This is a genomic window from Pectobacterium versatile (assembly GCF_020166435.1).
In the GTDB taxonomy this organism is placed as follows: Bacteria; Pseudomonadota; Gammaproteobacteria; order Enterobacterales; family Enterobacteriaceae; genus Pectobacterium; species Pectobacterium versatile.
Map to the genome: position 1 here is coordinate 18454 of NZ_JAINZP010000014.1, position 16869 is coordinate 35322.

14 protein-coding genes and 2 pseudogenes are annotated in these 16869 nt (G+C 44.6%); 11 read left to right on the forward strand and 5 right to left on the reverse strand.

Features of this window, described 5'->3' with window-relative positions; translation table 11 throughout:
• Positions 1–2: 2 nt before the first annotated feature.
• Positions 3–632, reverse strand: a complete 630-nt coding sequence (locus K7X24_RS15325; protein WP_010285873.1) for a response regulator transcription factor — start codon at positions 630–632, stop codon at positions 3–5.
• A gap of 571 nt (positions 633–1203) precedes the next feature.
• Between K7X24_RS15325 and nlpA the strand changes: the two genes are divergently transcribed.
• Positions 1204–2019 (forward strand): lipoprotein NlpA, encoded by an 816-nt coding sequence (gene nlpA, locus K7X24_RS15330; protein WP_039535460.1) that lies wholly within the window; start codon positions 1204–1206, stop codon positions 2017–2019.
• Between the two features lie 347 nt (positions 2020–2366).
• Here nlpA and K7X24_RS15335 read toward each other — a convergent pair whose 3' ends face one another.
• Positions 2367–2558, reverse strand: a complete 192-nt coding sequence (locus tag K7X24_RS15335; protein ID WP_198998669.1) for a hypothetical protein — start codon at positions 2556–2558, stop codon at positions 2367–2369.
• A 661-nt stretch (positions 2559–3219) separates the two neighbouring features.
• Between K7X24_RS15335 and K7X24_RS15340 the strand changes: the two are divergent.
• A pseudogene (locus tag K7X24_RS15340) lies at positions 3220–3333 on the forward strand (IS630 family transposase); the annotation flags it as partial.
• A 254-nt stretch (positions 3334–3587) separates the two neighbouring features.
• Here K7X24_RS15340 and K7X24_RS15345 read toward each other — a convergent pair.
• Together K7X24_RS15345 and K7X24_RS15350 are read right to left on the reverse strand one after the other, a co-directional pair.
• On the reverse strand, positions 3588–3806 hold the full coding sequence (locus K7X24_RS15345; protein WP_224555645.1) for a KTSC domain-containing protein: 219 nt from the start codon (positions 3804–3806) through the stop codon (positions 3588–3590).
• Between the two features lie 280 nt (positions 3807–4086).
• The gene (locus tag K7X24_RS15350) at positions 4087–5499 is read right to left on the reverse strand and encodes a diguanylate cyclase (protein ID WP_224555647.1); all 1413 of its coding nucleotides are present in this window, start codon (positions 5497–5499) and stop codon (positions 4087–4089) included.
• 211 nt (positions 5500–5710) lie between these two features.
• On the opposite strand from K7X24_RS15350, the gene dsrB reads away from it, so the two are divergent.
• A complete protein-coding gene (dsrB, locus tag K7X24_RS15355; RefSeq protein ID WP_224555649.1) occupies positions 5711–5914 on the forward strand; it encodes a protein DsrB in 204 nt (67 codons plus the stop codon).
• A gap of 218 nt (positions 5915–6132) precedes the next feature.
• Positions 6133–7435 (forward strand): annotated as a pseudogene (locus K7X24_RS15360) (IS4 family transposase).
• 121 nt (positions 7436–7556) lie between these two features.
• Here K7X24_RS15360 and K7X24_RS15365 read toward each other — a convergent pair.
• Positions 7557–9278: a methyl-accepting chemotaxis protein gene (locus tag K7X24_RS15365; protein WP_224555651.1), complete on the reverse strand. Its 1722-nt coding sequence runs from the start codon at positions 9276–9278 to the stop codon at positions 7557–7559.
• Between the two features lie 281 nt (positions 9279–9559).
• Here K7X24_RS15365 and K7X24_RS15370 point away from each other — a divergent pair, with 281 nt between their 5' ends.
• The 7 genes from K7X24_RS15370 to cheW all read left to right on the forward strand — a co-directional run bounded on the left by K7X24_RS15370 (position 9560) and on the right by cheW (position 16807).
• Positions 9560–10516, forward strand: coding sequence for a DMT family transporter (locus K7X24_RS15370; RefSeq protein ID WP_411961349.1), 957 nt, complete (start codon positions 9560–9562; stop codon positions 10514–10516).
• A gap of 718 nt (positions 10517–11234) precedes the next feature.
• The gene (flhD, locus tag K7X24_RS15375) at positions 11235–11585 is read left to right on the forward strand and encodes a flagellar transcriptional regulator FlhD (RefSeq protein WP_010279486.1); all 351 of its coding nucleotides are present in this window, start codon (positions 11235–11237) and stop codon (positions 11583–11585) included.
• Between the two features lie 3 nt (positions 11586–11588).
• Positions 11589–12167 carry a flagellar transcriptional regulator FlhC gene (gene flhC / locus K7X24_RS15380; protein ID WP_005970730.1) on the forward strand — a complete coding sequence of 193 codons (579 nt, stop codon included), beginning with the start codon at positions 11589–11591 and terminating at the stop codon, positions 12165–12167.
• Between the two features lie 134 nt (positions 12168–12301).
• Complete coding sequence (gene motA / locus K7X24_RS15385; protein ID WP_224555653.1) at positions 12302–13189, forward strand: flagellar motor stator protein MotA; 888 nt, start codon at positions 12302–12304, stop codon at positions 13187–13189.
• The gene (motB, locus tag K7X24_RS15390) at positions 13186–14241 is read left to right on the forward strand and encodes a flagellar motor protein MotB (RefSeq protein WP_224555654.1); all 1056 of its coding nucleotides are present in this window, start codon (positions 13186–13188) and stop codon (positions 14239–14241) included. The genes motA and motB overlap by 4 nt, the downstream gene beginning before the upstream one ends.
• Positions 14242–14280: 39 nt before the next feature.
• Positions 14281–16278, forward strand: a complete 1998-nt coding sequence (cheA, locus tag K7X24_RS15395; RefSeq protein WP_224555655.1) for a chemotaxis protein CheA — start codon at positions 14281–14283, stop codon at positions 16276–16278.
• Between the two features lie 31 nt (positions 16279–16309).
• Positions 16310–16807: a chemotaxis protein CheW gene (cheW, locus tag K7X24_RS15400; protein ID WP_010279509.1), complete on the forward strand. Its 498-nt coding sequence runs from the start codon at positions 16310–16312 to the stop codon at positions 16805–16807.
• Positions 16808–16869: the final 62 nt, after the last annotated feature.

The following is a 16869-nucleotide window of genomic DNA, read 5'->3' on the forward strand; positions in this document are numbered from 1 at the left end:
ATTTATTTTCCAGCCAGCAATTGGTGTTGCAGCGCAAAGTGCACCAGCTCTACCGTGGATTCACACTGTAATTTACTGAGAATATTGGCGCGATGAACGTGAACGGTCTTATGGCTGAGTTCGAGCTGTTCAGCGATGCTTTTCACACTAATCCCGTTGATCAGCAAGCTGAATATTTCTCGCTCGCGTGGGGTCAGCGCCAGTAGCTCTTTCGGTGGCTGCTGTTGGTGGCGAATGGCATGCAGTGCATCGGCGCAGAGGTAAAGACCGCCGCTGCTAACCACGCGAACCGCCTGTACTAACTCTTCTGGGCCGCAGCGCTTCGTGAGATAGCCGCCCGCGCCCGCGTCCAGCGCGCTTTGTACAAACGCCGTGGTGTCATAGATGCTCAGAATAATGGCGCGAAAATTGGGGCGCTGCTGACGCAGGCGGGTTAATAACGACAAGCCGCTTTCGTCCGGCATGGCGATATCAATCACGGCGACATCAATCGGCTGTTTGAGTAGATGGGGCCACGCCTGCGCCGCCGAAGCATATTGTCCAACAACCTGAATGTCATTTTCTAATGTCAGAAGCTGTGCAAAGCCAGACCGTACAACGATGTGATCGTCAACCAAAGCCACATTAATCATGGTTTCGCCGTGTGAATTCAAAGTCATCAAAACGTCATAATGCGGGGGAATGTAGAGGTGAGCAATAGCAGATAAGTAAAATGGAATCGGCTTAACAGATATATCCGTCATACTTCAAGCTGCTTGTGCGTTGGCAATACTCGGCTCCTCTCTGAGCCTCGCCCTGAAGGGCCGCCGTAAACGGCGTTCAAATTGGCTGAGCCAATTTGTCCTTACTCACCCCAGTCACTTACTTGTGTAAGCTCCTGGGGGGTTAATGAGCCCCATAAATGAGGCTCACCCTTCGGGCCAGCGCTAGCGCTGTTCAAATCGGTTTGGAACCGATTTGTCATGCGGTTGCCGCGTTACAAGGCCATAAATGGGCCTTGCCCTAAAGGGTCAACGCAAAGCGTTGTTCAAAACGCTAACGTTTTGTCACGCAACTCGAATTATTTAGGATATATATCACTCTTTATTGACCAAATGATGAAATGCATATTCATAGAACGCGGAGTTATTTGACTCGGTGAATTATGGAGCGTTACTGTTTTTCTCTTTAAATCAATACAGTTACGATATCAGGTAAACCAGAATGATGAATAAATGGCGTATAGCGCTGGTGGCGGGAATGGTCACGGCGGCGATGGCATTGACGGCATGCGATAGCGCAAGTCACTCTGCCAACCACATTAAAGTCGGTGTGATTAACGGCGCGGAACAGGACGTCGCCGACGTCGCGAAGAAAGTGGCAAAAGAGAAATATGGTCTGGATGTTGAGCTGGTGGGGTTCAGCGGTTCACTCTTGCCGAATGAAGCGACGGATAAAAGCGATCTGGATGCGAACGTCTTTCAGCATCGTCCTTTCCTCGAACAGCAAAATCGCGAACACGGTTATAAGCTGGTGGCGGTAGGAAATACCTTCGTTTTCCCGATGGCGGGTTATTCGAAGAAAATTAAAAATATCAACGATCTGAAAGACGGCGATACCATTGCGATTCCTTTCGACCCTACCAATCTTGGGCGAGCGTTGCTGCTACTGCAAAAAACCGGATTAATTACTCTAAAGCCTGACACGGGCTTATTGCCGACGGTGCTGGATATCACGACGAATCCACACAACCTACGTATTATGGAAGTGGAAGGGGCACAGTTGCCGCGTTTGTTAGACGATCCACAAGTGACGGTAGCCATTATTAGTACGACCTATATTCAGCAAACGGGCTTAACGCCAACGAAAGACGGTATTTTTATTGAGGATAAAGAATCACCGTATGTGAATATCATTGTGACGCGTGAAAATAATAAAGAGGCGGAAAACGTCAAAAAATTTATTCAGGCCTATCAGTCTGATGAAGTTGAACAGGCTGCGAACCGTATTTTTAATGGTGGTGCGGTAAAAGGTTGGTGATGGTAATAACCCGATAACTGTAATGCTGTCATCTTTATTTAAAAGATGATGGCGTGTTAATTATTGGCTTGCTCGAAATTTAATTATTAAAATTAATTCAATGAAAAAATTTAAATGTTTTTTAATTAAAATATAATATACCATTTTCAGCACTTAAAATGATGGTTAAATATTAAATCTCCCGGTAATGTAACGTTCAAAAATCGTCACTACATCCGTTAAGAAAAATTATTTATGCCAAATAGATACGTTATATCTAAGATGGAGAATACGGTTAATTTTAGAAATTTCCTCTCTAAAAAACCGTATATAATATAAAAACCAGCATTAAATCTCCGCGCTAATTTTTAAATGTTTTTTTTAATGTAGTCTTTTTTAAGCTCAGCAGCTAAGGTTATGTATGTTTTTTCAAAAAGCAAATTAATTGCACCCATTGGAAGTTCTTTAGGATTGGCCGCTAAATAACCAGATATCAGGTTGCTTGTTTGCGTAAATAATAGCGTTATTTTTTCATCTTGATACATTTTATCTGTTAGCATAATAAATCTATCCTAGAAAGTTAGTATGTCGGAAGGTGAATATTCTGTCATGAGAAAGAATATGTCAAGAATATTTTATCATTATAAAAATAGCGAGGGTTGTTATTATAATCCCTGTGATTTACTTATTTATATAATTATTATATAAAAAATTAATGTTAAATTATTTTTTATTAATATACTGTATACCCTAAGTAATTCGAATTTCAGGACAAAACGTTAACGTTTTGAACAACGCAAAGCGTTAGCCCTTTAGGGCGATGCTCATGAATGAGCATCGTAACGCAACAAGCAAAGGACAAATTCGTCGGGAACGAATTTGACCAGCCAACGGCTTGCCTTCGGTGAGAGACAGGATGTCTCTCATGTCATCCCGATGAGTTTACTTGAGTAAGTGATTCGGGTGACTGACAAATCAGCCAGAGGCAGGTTTGAACGCTGCTTGCAGCGGCCCCAACGGGGCGAGGTCCACGCAAGTGGACTGAGTATTGAAGCCAATGTACATGCAACTTGAAGTATGACGGATATATATCCGTGCTCATTGAAGATGCTTGTGATTTTATGTATCAAGAAGATCATCCTTTTCCGACATGAAAATATTTATCACTGATGAGCAAAAAATCGAGTTTGAACACCTTCATAACACCAGTTGCAATGACCCGATTCTGTTTATCCGACGCAGGCGACGACGCTCAGCTATGGATGGATACGGAAAGGGCATAAAGAGTCAGTTAAAACAAAAAGAAGTCGAACACGTCTGAGTATCTGGGACGCTGACTCTACGTGATGTGATATTGGCAACACGGTTATTCACGGTCGCTTTCAGGTGCTCAAACCTGCGTCTTGAGATTTATTGGGTATAGCGAAGTGTGGCAAAGAAAAAATTCAAAATAACTAACTGGAAAACCTGTAATAATGCATTCTGAGGGTGCTGATCGCTTGGCTCTGTGCTACCGCCGTGTGGTCCGACACTGCCGAATCTGTGCAGTGTGGTAGGTCATTGCGTTATTCCGATGGTGTTGTTTTTATCTATCTAATTTTACGACATAAAAATTTATCTTTTATCACGCCGTCAAAGAAACGACCTTTAGAGACGACAGCGTCAGAAATAAATTTTTTATAGATAGATTCAGGCACGCCAACGTATTGATAGGTATCTTTGTTATGAAACGCTATCTCAAGGGTGTGCGTCTTTGGGTCATACCCAATAGAATCAATTCGTGATGATAAAATCTGCTTTTGCTGCAATGATCGTTCCTCCCTTGTGTAAAATAAGATCAAATTATAAAAAATTCACTGCATGGCGCATTGTCGACGATCATGCTTATTTATTGAATATGTATCAAATTTTTGATGAATTGGTTAGCAAAATCGTGGGTCTGTAGTTTTCATGCTTTGAATTTGTTCAATGACGGGAAATTTATCTGCCTAAAAAAGCCATGATGAAAACCTGAAATGATGGATAAGATTGGGTGCTGCTTGTTTTCAGCTGTCGCCTGAAGCACAGATTTTCAACGAGCTAGAATAGCTATTCCAATGCGTATTCAATCCTGTTTCGGCCGTTGGCTTTGGCCTGATAGAGTGCATCGTCTGCTGCTTTTATCAGGCATTCATAGTCTGGATGACCGCTATAGACGGCGATGCCTGCGCTGATGGTCATGGTAATGCGTGCACCGTTTTGCAGATGAATCGGATGATCCTGAATTTTCTTTCTGAGGCGATCGATGATGGTATGGGCTGCGGCTTTGGGTGTTTCAATCAGCACGATCATAAACTCTTCCCCACCATAACGGAAAACATAGTCGCTGTTTCTCGTACTTTCATACAGAATCTCCGCAATTCTTTTTAACATGCTATCGCCAGTTGCGTGACCATAGGTGTCATTGACGGATTTAAAATGGTCAATGTCAATCATGGCGATACTCAGTGGTGTATTTGAGTGCATTGCCAGCGATATTTCATGCCTGAGAATGGTGGGTAGGAAGCGACGGTTTAGCAGAAGGGTTAGCGTATCCTTACCACTCTCCAGTTTTTGGACTTCGTCAAATAGTGACCCCAGCAGCATATTTATTTTATAAATTTTGCTTCTGACCGCTTTAAGTAGCGGAGCATAATCCTGCTGCGTCAGTAGTGCAGAGTTGCTATAGCTGCGAATGTACTCATCGGTTTCAGTCATGATGGTAGCGATAGTACGAATTCCCTGAATGTTACTGAAGCTGGATTTCCCCTTATGGTTAAACCACAGGCCAAAATCTGAATCACTCAAATCCTGGATGCTGGAAAGGGGAGTACCGGTAGCAACGCTAAAAATGAAGGCATTTTCCCAATTTAGCAGCGATGCATTTTGCCGCTCTCTCTCCATACTGGCATTTTCCAGAATAGAAAACAGTCGGTAGGATTCTTCATTTTTTGCTGCCATATCGTGTGATTGTGAATACGTCTTGCTCATTATCTCTATAGCGATATCCATGGAAATAGAAGTGAAACGCATGGCATCAAAGCATAGTGCTTTATCGCTTGCTACTTGTGCGATTTCTTCATAAAGGTGCCATTTTAGACGTCGTGCTCCGCGTTCAACTAGATCGACGGGAATACCTATACGAGCATGAATCTGACCAATTTTCTTTTGATGGCTAATTAGTTCAGCGAGGTGATTTCCCGTGTTCGTTAGAATGACCGCTATCCATTTACTCATGGAACCATGGAGCCGATCGTGGACTTGCTGGCTGGAAAGAAAAAGGGAAGCCTCCTTATCTTTGAGCATGTAGGAATAAAACTCGTCAGCGAAGTCTGCTGCTTTCTGAGCAGCGAGGGTATGCAGCAGATTAAAAGAGTTCTGTGAGGTTGTGGCTATCAATTGCATCCATTCTGATGTTATGACTTGATTGTAGTCTGGCTCATCGTTATCTCTCTGCTCATTAACGTTCAATAGTTCGTTCAACTTTTAATCTCTTTTGCGAATATGTCGGATGTACTAGGATAGAAACGATCAACTTTCTTGCCTGAATGATTGATATTTAATGACAGAGAGGGTCTATATACCGTTGTTAAAAATAAATAAAATTAATCATTTCATACAGGCACTATTATTACCGTAGCCATGAATGATAATGCTGTTTTTTTGATGTTAGAAGCTATTTTGAGATAATTTTATGAAAGTTAATGATTTAGTTACTGTCAAAACTGATGGGAAGACGCGCCGGGAAGGTATAGTTCTGGCTGTGGAAACGTTTCAGGAAGGGACTATGTATTTAGTCGCACTAAAGGATTACCCAGCCGGTGTCTGGTTTTTCAATGAGGTTGACAGCCGAGATGGCATCTTTGTTGAGTTAAAGACACGGCCTGAAAAAGAGTGAAGAAGATTATACCAATATGCGGGCATTGTCTGAGTAAACAATGCCCGCAGTTATACCCGTCATACTTCAAGCAGCATGTGTGTTGACTTATGTTATTCACCCCCAGCCACTTAGGTAAGGAAGCTCCCTAGGGGCTAATGCTGATCAGTTAAGGATCAGCTGAACGATCCAATAGCTGCGTAAGAATCCGGAAATGTTCTTCATTTCCGGATTTTTTTATGCGTATTTCTCAGGCCCTTGATCTCGTTTCCCGTTACGATTCCAGCCGTAACCCGTTGACTTCTCTTGGCGATGTTCTTGACCAGAACTGATTGCACGTTGCCTTGTTGAGTCCGGCACGGTGCACCCTGCACAAACGCCGTCTTCCTCTGGAAATGATGGTCTGGTGCGTTATCGGCATGGCGCTTGAACGCAAAGAATCGCTTCATCAGATTGTCAATCGACTGGATATCATGTTGTCCAGTAACCGTCCCTTTGTTGCTTCCAGCGCTGTTATCCAGGCCCGCCAGCGACTCGGCAGTGACGCCGTTCGGCGGGTCTTCACGCACACCGCTCACTTGTGGAACAACGCTGTGACGCATCCCCACTGGTGCGGGCTGACGTTGCTGGCGATGGATGGCGTCGTCTGGCGCACTCAGGAAACACCCGAAAACGATGCAGCCTTCTCGCGGCAGACTTACTGCGGACAATCAGGCCCCTATCCGCAGATCAAAATGGTCTGTCAGATGGAACTGACAAGTCATCTGATAACCGCAGCAGCCTTCGGTACGATAAAAGACAGCGAATACACTCTGGCTGAGCAACTGATAGACCAGACCGCAGATAACACACTGACGTATTACTCATTAGGGTTGCTGAATGCCTGGGAGCGTGCGGGAGAACACCGACACTGGATGATGCCGCTTAAGAAAGGTACCCGTTACGAGGTGGTCCGGAAATTGGGGAAAGGTGATATCTGATACGACTGAAAACCACGCCACAATCCCGCAAAAATGGTCGGAACTGGCTCCAGAAATAACAGCCCGGCTGCTGACGTATACCCGTAAAGGAAAAAGCTACCAGCTATTGACCTCGATGACCGATGGTATGCGCTATCCGGGGGATGAGATGGCCGATCTTTACAGCCACTGGTGGGAAATCGAGCGTGAAATCAAACAGACAATGCCGTTGAGTAGACTGATACTGAGAAGCAAAAAGCTGACGCTTGTGGAGCAGGAGCTATGGGGTGTGTTACTGGCGTATAATCTAGTGAGATATCAGATGATTAAAATGGCAAATCACCTGAAAGGTTACTGGCCAAATCAACTGAGCTTCTCAGGGGCCTGCGGGCTGGTCATGAGAATGTCGATGGTGCTTCAGGGTGCATCGCCGGGTCGGCTCTCGGAGTTAATGCAAGATCTGGAGAGTCTGGGACAAATGGTGAAATTGCCAATAAGAAGGGAAAGGGTGTTCCCGAGAGTAGTGAAAGAAAGGCCTTATAAATATCGAAAAGCGAAGAAAAACAGCCAGTCAGTTGCTTAATTGACTGGCATTACTCCTAGGGGCGCATCACCAGGTAAATAAATGCGCCTCTTAAAGGGTCAAAACGCTAACGTTTCGTCCTGCAACTCGAATTATTTAGGATGTATTTGGGCATCCACTATTAGAACGTTTCCCAGTTACCGTTTTCTGTGTTGGATTGGTGGGGAAGGGTGAGTGATGAACGGTCCCTGGCAGCCAATGCATTTGGCTGGGCCGGTGCGGAATGACCGCTTGATAAATGGCTGGATAGCTTAAACGTTGCAACCGTACGGGTAAGCAATGCTGCTTGCTCTTCTAGCGATGCCGCGGCAGCACTGGCTTCTTGAACGAGCGAAGCATTCTGCTGTGTCACGCTGTCCATTTCAGATATCGCCTGACCGACCTGAGTAATTCCCCGGCTTTGTTCGTCAGAGGCAGAAGCAATCTCACCCATAATGTCGGTGACGTTAGTGACGGCATCGACGATCTCTTTCATGGTTTGGCCTGCATTATCAACCAGAACAGAGCCACTGCTGACCAGATTTACCGATTCAGAAATTAGCGTTTCTATCTCTTTTGCGGCTTGTGCACTGCGCTGTGCGAGGCTGCGAACTTCACTTGCTACGACAGCAAAGCCGCGACCTTGCTCTCCCGCTCTGGCTGCTTCAACCGCTGCATTTAGTGCGAGAATATTTGTTTGGAAAGCAATACTGTTAATAACGCTGGTAATCTCAGATATTTTCTTTGAGCTACCTGAAATACTGTTCATCGTGTCCACAACGTTTGCAACGATCTCACCGCCTTGCTTGGCCTTTCCTGAGGCATTTGCCGCGAGCTGGCTGGCATGGTGCGCATTTTCTGAGTTTTGCTTCACTGTTGCGGTTAATTGCTCCATGCTTGCCGCGGTTTGTTCAAGCGCTGCGGCTTGTTGTTCGGTTCGCGAGGAAAGGTCGGTGTTACCGGATGAAATCTCCGTCGAACCTTGATAAATAGAGTCTGCGCTTTCCCGCACAGTAGTGACTGTATTGACCAGAGAAGACTGCATTTGTTGAATGTTGCTGGCTAGTGTGCCAATTTCATTCCTGCCATAACGATCTGACATTTGAGTCAAATCACCCTGCGCAATACGCTGAATTCTCAGGACCAACTGATTTATTGGTTTGATGAGGATCCCTCGCAGCAGGAAGAATGTCAGAAGCGTTAAAATGGTGGCCAGCGCAAAGCTTCCTCCCATTAAGGAATAGCCGAGCAGCGCATTTGTATGCGCTGTTTCGTTTAATTCTTTAGCTCTTTGTGTGCGGTAGGCGACGGCCTCGAGCAAAAATTTATTATACGCCAAATCTAAAACCCGGGTTTCTTCGGATTCGAGGGTGATGACCTCTTCAAACAACCCTTGCTTTGCTGCAGTCAGCATCAGCATAAGGCCTTGACTGACGTAAGCGTCATAGGATTTGCGCAGATCTCCGTCCAACGCCATATCCTGAGGTGTTTTAACCGGACGCTCTTCATAGATGAGGAATGCTTTTTTTGACTGATCCAGACGCTGTTCAGCCTGTTTCAGGTTGTCATTGAAAACCTGAGAGTCGCCAATACGTGCGGCGGCAGCGGCCTGGATTAGTAACAGACGTGCGGTGCGAAGGTGGTTGGAACTGTTCGAAATCCCCATTCGGGTATCGATTTCTTGTGTTACATCATCTAATGATTGGTTGCTGCTTTGTAAAAAGTAGCTGGATGTGCCGATAGATGCTGCAAATAACAGCATGATACCACCCAGAATAATAACGAATAAGGGAACTAGCCGTAAATTGCTCAGCATGCCGGTCTCGACGTGCTTCTCAGACCTTGAAGTTATTTTCATATCCATTCGCTCATTCTCAGGAAATTATGATTTACTATGCCACTGGTAGCGGCATTGGCATTGAGGTTTTAGTGTCTACATTAATGACAATCCATTAGTTAAACAACCAATGTAAAAGGTAATCGGCATATATTGAGAAACCTTAATAAAATTCGATGCGATCCCGATCACGTTTTTAACTCTTTAAAAAGAAAAGAGAAATACGTGATGCGAAATCATACAGATTGATAATGAAAAATAAAGAGAGTCTGCGTCCTAACTTTATTTGTCTGAGGTTCAACGCTATTATGGCAAATCTATCTTCGGAGGAATCTTTCTTGGAAAAGCGCCCGCATTTTTTTTCTGATAAAAAAGTTGTTTTTTTTATCGCCACATTATGCTGTTTGCTCTGGGGAAGTGCTTATCCAGCAATTAAAAATGGCTATGAGCTGTTTCACATTGCAGATAATGATATTCCTGGAAAACTCGTTTTTGCAGGCTATCGGTTCGTGTTCGCTGGGTTGTTGCTCTTAATGCTTGCTGTGTTAAGAGGACACTCCATCGGGAGCTTTCAACGTGGGCAGTTAGTTCAGTTGACTACACTGGGAATATTCCAGACATCGCTGCAGTATGTTTTTTTCTATATCGGTCTGGCTTATACCACTGGCGTTAAAGGTTCGATAATGAATGCAACCAGTACTTTTTTCAGCGTACTACTAGCTCATTATCTATACCAAAATGATAAATTAAATATCAATAAACTCATTGGTTGTATATTAGGTTTCGTCGGCGTGATGGTCGTTAATATTAACAGTAACGGAATGAACATTGGTTTTACGTTGCTAGGTGATGGATTCGTTGTTATTGCCGCATTTATTTTGTCTGCATCTACTATATATGGTAAGCGGATATCACAAACGATGGATCCAACCGTTATGACAGGTTATCAACTGGCTATTGGCGGGATTATTTTAACCATATCAGGATACTGTACCGGCGGGACACTCATCATACCTGATTGGAAAGCTGTGCTGATGCTAGGCTACCTTATTTTGCTTTCTTCAGTCGCTTTTTCATTATGGAGCCAATTGCTGAAATATAATCGGATCGGTATGGTTGCGCCATTTAACTTCCTCATCCCAGTATCTGGCACACTGCTGTCAGCGCTGTTTCTTAATGAAAGCATCCTGGAGTGGAAATATTTCTTTGCACTCGTCTTGGTATGCGCAGGTATTTGGCTAGTTAATCGGGTCGTTAAGATGTAATCCGTAAATGCTTATAACTTCATGTTTCTGCGGTTACAATTAATCTTGGTAGCTCTCTAATTCTTTTAATATCAATGCAATAATTTCTTATCTGCCCACTTCTGCGCTGTGTTGCTGTGGTAACGGCGGCCTATCAAAAGGTAGATGAATTTTTCTTCAGAATATATGGATAAGCGTTTTTTGGTAAAAAGTGTAAATTTTTCGTGAAAGGTATAGACTTACATAGTGGGATTTTTTTGTAACGGTTTTTTGTATATCTATCATTTACATAGCAATCGAATTGTTTCTTTTTTATTATTTTCAATGCTCTTTTTGTAATGTTTTATGCGTCTTTTGGGTGTGAAAGTGATCTGACCAGACAGGGTTTGGCTCATAATACTTTCATTTATGTGATCCATGTCACATAATGACTAAAATTATTCTTCGGCTGCGTTGTATGTGCTACGGATTAGGCGGTACAGTTGCGCTGTTTTAGGATTAATCCTATGCTTTGGTAGGGGAAGAGTCTTCAGGGTAGGACTAGAAAGCAACGGATGAACGGATTCGCAGCGTGATGCGTAAGTTGGCAAGTAACGATTGCCTGAATAATAAAAGTAGTAACTCGCAGTATCTGGCACCGATAGTTTTTTATGCCATCAATGGAGAGTGATTTTCGAACTGGGCGATATGGTCTATCACCTAACTTATGTTTTAAACATAGCCTGTCGGGATGGGAAATATGGGTACCTCTGAATTACTCAAACACATTTATGACATTAATCTGTCTTATTTGTTACTGGCACAACGGTTAATTAATGATGAAAAAGCTTCTGCGATGTTTCGTCTGGGAATCAATGACGAGATGGCAGATATTTTGATGCAACTGACTTTACCGCAGATGGTGAAATTGGCAGAAACTAACCAACTCATATGCCATTTCCGCTTTAATGATCACAATACAATCAAAGTCTTGACTCAGGAATCACGTGTGGATGATTTACAGCAAATTCATACGGGGATTTTGTTGTCGAGTAACTTATTACAACAGTTAACTTCGAAAGAAGAAAACTTGCCTAAGAAAAGGGCATAAGTAATGGCGGAGAAAAGTATTGTTCAGGAAGCGAAGGACATCCAATTGGCGATGGAGCTCATTTCTCTCGGTGCTCGTTTACAGATGCTGGAAAGTGAAACTCAGTTAAGCCGCGGACGTTTGATTAAACTGTACAAAGAACTTAGAGGAAGTCCGCCGCCAAAGGGAATGCTACCTTTTTCAACGGATTGGTTTATGACCTGGGAACAGAATATTCATTCATCAATGTTCTACAACGCCTATAGCTTTTTAATCAAGAATGGCCAATGCAGCGGTGTTGAAGCTGTTATTAAATCTTATCGACTTTACCTGGAACAGTGTGCGCCACAGAGCGATTCTCCACTGCTGGCATTGACGCGGGCTTGGACATTAGTCCGGTTTGTTGACAGCGGTATGCTGCAACTGTCGTCCTGTAATTGCTGCAAAGGGATGTTCATTACTCACGCTCATCAACCTAAAAACAGTTTTGTTTGTAGTTTGTGCCAACCCCCTTCCAGAGCGGTAAAAAGGCGTAAACTTTCGCAAAATCTTGCCGATATAATACCTCAACTGCTGGATGAACAGGTAAAACACGCAGTCTGAGCCTGTAGCGATTTGTGAATCTATCACTGTTGGTTTTGAAGGCGGTGATAGATTTCTTCCTCAAGAACGTCCTGGCTACAGCTCCGCAGTTTTATCTCGCTTTCCGCCCACCTTTTTTATTATAAGGATTTCTTGTGCTGGTTATATTGGGTTATATCGTAATTGTGGCCTCGATACTCGGCGGTTATCTCATGGTCGGTGGGGCCTTGGGGGCGCTTTATCAACCTTCGGAGCTACTGATTATCGGCGGCGCTGCGTTAGGTGCTTTCATCGTTGGTAACAACGGAAAGGCGATAAAAGCAACACTACGTGCGTTACCTCTTTTGGTCAAAGGTTCCAAATACAATAAAGCATTGTATATGGATCTTATGGCTTTGCTCTTTCGTGTGATGGCCAAATCCCGTCAGCAAGGCATGCTTTCCCTAGAGTTTGATATTGATAATCCTCGTGAAAGTGAAATCTTCTCAAGCTATCCGAATATTATTGCGGATAACAATGTTGTTGAATTTATCACCGACTATTTGCGTTTGATGGTCAGCGGCAACATGAATGCGTTTGAGATTGAAACGCTGATGGATGAAGAGATTGAAACGGTTGAGCATGAAAGTGAAGTGCCTGCATCCAGCTTAACGATGATGGGAGATGGCCTCCCCGCATTTGGTATCGTCGCTGCAGTTATGGGGGTTGTTCACTCATTGGCCTATGTTGACCGGCCTGCCGCTGAGTTGGGGATGATGATCGCCCACGCCATGGTGGGAACCTTCTTGGGCATCCTACTCGCTTACGGTTTTGTATCTCCACTTGCTGCGTTACTGCGTCAGAAAAATGCAGAAAAAATCAAAGTATTGCAGTGCATTAAAGTCACGTTACTGTCGAGCCTTAATGGCTATGCTCCACAAATTGCCGTTGAATTTGGGCGTAAAACGCTGTACTCAACGGAGCGTCCTTCCTTTACCGAATTGGAAGAACATATTCGTCGTGTGAAATCGCCGACTCAGCAAGCGTCGGACAGTAACGCATGAAACATCAGCATCCCATTATTCGCAAAAAGCGTAAGTCTGGACATGGAGGCCACCATGGTGGCTCCTGGAAGATTGCCTACGCTGACTTTATGACAGCAATGATGGCATTGTTTCTGGTAATGTGGCTTATCGCAATTTCTACGCCAATGCAGCTGGCGCAAATAGCAGAGTATTTTCGTACCCCGTTAAAGGTTGCGTTAACTTCAGGCTCTAAATCAAGCGACAGTTCCAGTCCAATCCCTGGTGGGGGGAATGATCCCACTCAGCAAGATGGTGAAGTGAAAAAGGCCATCAAAACGGATAGCGTGGAAAAGAAGTTGGATGAGATTCGACTCAATAGATTGCGCGAGCGCTTGGATCAGTTAATTGAGGCCGACCCTAGATTACGTGCACTCCGCCCGCATCTTTTAATCGAAATGATTGAGGAAGGATTACGAATCCAAATCATCGATAGCCAAAACCGTCCAATGTTTAAAACCGGTAGCGCACAGGTTGAGCCTTATATGCGAGATATCCTGCGTGCTATAGCCCCCATTCTGAATGATTTTCCCAATAAGTTGAGTATCTCAGGCCATACTGATGACGTTCAGTATACGACTGGGGAACGCGGTTATAGTAACTGGGAATTGTCCGCAGATCGTGCCAATGCATCACGTCGAGAGCTTATTTTTGGGGGCTTGTCTGATGGAAAAGTTTTGCGCGTCGTCGGTATGGCTGCGACAATGAATCTAAAACAAGCGACAAGTGGGAATGATGCGATTAATCGGCGTATCAGTTTGCTGGTATTGAGCAGACAAGCTCAAAAGGATATTGAAGAAGAAAATGCAGAAAGCTCTGCTGTAAATATAGACAAGGTGGAAAATTTACAAAATATGGAGTTGGATAAGCCTAAACCTACCACTCCTGCTGCCGAAAATAGTGATAACAACAATACGAGTGGAAGTGGTGGGGCATCGCCACAACCAACTAATGGAGTTCCTGCTCCAGAGCGTCAGCAGCCAACCACTGCGTTGCCTGCTGCGCCCGATAGCCAGGCGACGCCTTCTCAATAAGCCGCGATTCACAGCAGAGGTGACCACGTGAGCATGGACATGAGTGCTTTCTATCAAACATTCTTTGATGAAGCAGATGAATTACTGGCAGATATGGAACAACACTTATTGTTGTTGGATCCGTCAGAACCCGACACCGAGCAACTGAATGCGATTTTCCGTGCAGCTCACTCCATAAAAGGAGGCGCTGGCACATTCGGCTTTAAAGTATTGCAGGAAACTACGCACCTTTTAGAAAACCTACTCGATGGCGCAAGACGTGGCGAAATGCGTCTTAGCACTGATATCATCAACCTGTTTCTGGAAACAAAAGACATTATGCAGGATCAGTTGGACGCTTATAAAACCGCACAGGAACCCAATGCTGAAAGCTTTGAGTACATCTGTCAGGCTCTGCGCCAGCTTGCTCTGGAGTCTAAAGCCGATGGTGACGCAACCCAGCATGACACCTCGGCTGCAACACAGCACTCTACCAGTCCGGCATCTAACGGTGCAGGTAAAGGTGAAATGCGTATCGCATTAACCGGCCTGAAATCTCAGGAAATCCCTCAGATGTTGGAAGAACTCGGTAATTTGGGAACCGTTAAAGACCCTCACCAGACTGACACTAGCGTAGAAGTGACATTAGTCACATCTGAAAGCGAAGACGATATTAGCGCAGTGTTGTGTTTTGTTCTTGAACCTGAACAAATTAGCTTTAAGCCTGTCATAGCTAGCCAACCTGCCGTCGTTGAAGTTGTGGAGACATTGACTGTGGTTGAAGCGCCGATAGCGCCAGTGGCAACGCCTGCGCCAGCTGCTGCAAAACCACAATCTGCACCGGAAAATGGAAAAAATAAAGCAAAAACCGGTGATACCAGTATTCGTGTAGCGGTTGAGAAGGTTGATCAGCTTATCAACCTCGTTGGTGAGTTAGTGATTACACAATCGATGTTGGCACAGCGCTCAAGTGAGCTCGATCCTGTGGCACACGGCGATCTGCTCAACAGTATGGGCCAGTTGGAGCGTAACGCTCGCGATCTGCAAGAGTCGGTTATGTCCATCCGTATGATGCCGATGGAATATGTATTCAGCCGCTTCCCTCGTTTAGTTCGTGACTTGGCTGCCAAATTAGATAAGCAGGTCGAACTAACATTGATGGGGAGCTCGACTGAATTGGATAAGAGTTTGATCGAACGTATTATTGATCCTCTTACACACTTGGTACGTAACAGCCTAGACCACGGTATTGAATCCCCAGAAAAACGTGTTGCTGCGGGTAAGGCTGCTGTAGGTAACCTGACGCTTTCTGCTGAACATCAGGGCGGTAATATCTGTATTGAAGTTATCGACGATGGGGCAGGACTCAACCGCGAGAGAATTCTGGCTAAAGCCTTGTCTCAAGGCTTGGCAGTGAACGACTCGATGTCTGATGAAGAAGTGGGCATGTTGATCTTTGCTCCAGGTTTCTCCACCGCTGAGAAAGTCACGGATGTTTCTGGCCGTGGTGTAGGCATGGACGTGGTGAAGCGAAATATTCAGGAGATGGGGGGGCATGTCGAAATACACTTCCAGGCAGGAAAAGGCACGACGATCAGAATTCTGTTGCCATTAACGTTAGCCATTCTTGATGGCATGTCCGTTAAAGTTAACAAAGAAGTCTTTATTCTGCCGCTTAACGCCGTGATGGAATCCTTGCAGCCTCAGTCGGAAGATCTATATCCGTTAGCTGGCGGAGAGCGCGTATTGCAGGTTCGTGGTGAATATTTGCCTCTCGTTGAACTGTTCCATATTTTTGATGTGGATGGCGCTAAAACTGATGCTACTCAGGGTATTGTTGTTATTCTGCAAAGTGCTGGTCGACGTTATGCCTTGTTGGTCGATCAGTTGATTGGGCAGCATCAGGTCGTTGTCAAAAACCTGGAAAGTAATTATCGCAAGGTACCAGGCGTTTCAGCCGCGACCATCCTTGGTGATGGCAGCGTTGCGCTGATTGTGGATGTTTCAGCGTTACAAGCGCTTAATCGTGAAAAGCGTGTGGTTGAGACTGCTGCTTAATAAAACAGATCGTTAATAAAGGGTGGAAAACATGACTGGACTTGCAAGCGTCACGAAATTAACTGGCGAAACAGTAGGACAGGAATTCCTGATTTTTACGCTGGGTGACGAAGAGTACGGCGTTGATATTTTAAAAGTACAAGAAATCCGAGGTTATGACCAGGTAACACGTATCGCCAATACACCTTCCTTCATTAAAGGTGTCACCAACCTACGTGGTGTAATTGTACCGATTGTTGACTTGCGCATTAAATTCGCTAAGCAGGATGTTGAATACGATGACAACACGGTTGTTATTGTTCTGAACCTTGGCCAGCGTGTTGTCGGTATCGTCGTAGATGGCGTGTCTGATGTATTGTCATTGACTGCAGATCAAATTCGACCTGCGCCAGAATTTGCTGTGACACTTTCAACGGAGTACCTGACTGGTTTGGGCTCTCTGGGTGAGAGAATGCTGATTTTGGTTGATATCGAAAAACTGTTGAGCAGCGAAGAAATGGCTCTGGTTGATAGTGTATTGAAAGTCTAACTCATCGGCCTTCAGCAGGGGCCCCGAAAGTGGCCCCGAAAACCTTCCTTAGCCATATTCTT

What these genes read in the sequence shown, in the direction of transcription:
- K7X24_RS15370 (WP_411961349.1), top strand. Translation starts at nt 9,560, where the DNA reads ATGGCAAATCTATCTTCGGAGGAATCTTTCTTGGAAAAGCGCCCGCAT.
- dsrB (WP_224555649.1), top strand. Translation starts at nt 5,711, where the DNA reads ATGAAAGTTAATGATTTAGTTACTGTCAAAACTGATGGGAAGACGCGC.
- K7X24_RS15365 (WP_224555651.1), bottom strand. Translation starts at nt 9,278, where the DNA reads ATGGATATGAAAATAACTTCAAGGTCTGAGAAGCACGTCGAGACCGGC.
- cheW (WP_010279509.1), top strand. Translation starts at nt 16,310, where the DNA reads ATGACTGGACTTGCAAGCGTCACGAAATTAACTGGCGAAACAGTAGGA.
- K7X24_RS15325 (WP_010285873.1), bottom strand. Translation starts at nt 632, where the DNA reads ATGATTAATGTGGCTTTGGTTGACGATCACATCGTTGTACGGTCTGGC.
- K7X24_RS15335 (WP_198998669.1), bottom strand. Translation starts at nt 2,558, where the DNA reads ATGCTAACAGATAAAATGTATCAAGATGAAAAAATAACGCTATTATTT.
- motB (WP_224555654.1), top strand. Translation starts at nt 13,186, where the DNA reads ATGAAACATCAGCATCCCATTATTCGCAAAAAGCGTAAGTCTGGACAT.
- flhC (WP_005970730.1), top strand. Translation starts at nt 11,589, where the DNA reads ATGGCGGAGAAAAGTATTGTTCAGGAAGCGAAGGACATCCAATTGGCG.
- flhD (WP_010279486.1), top strand. Translation starts at nt 11,235, where the DNA reads ATGGGTACCTCTGAATTACTCAAACACATTTATGACATTAATCTGTCT.
- cheA (WP_224555655.1), top strand. Translation starts at nt 14,281, where the DNA reads ATGAGTGCTTTCTATCAAACATTCTTTGATGAAGCAGATGAATTACTG.
- nlpA (WP_039535460.1), top strand. Translation starts at nt 1,204, where the DNA reads ATGATGAATAAATGGCGTATAGCGCTGGTGGCGGGAATGGTCACGGCG.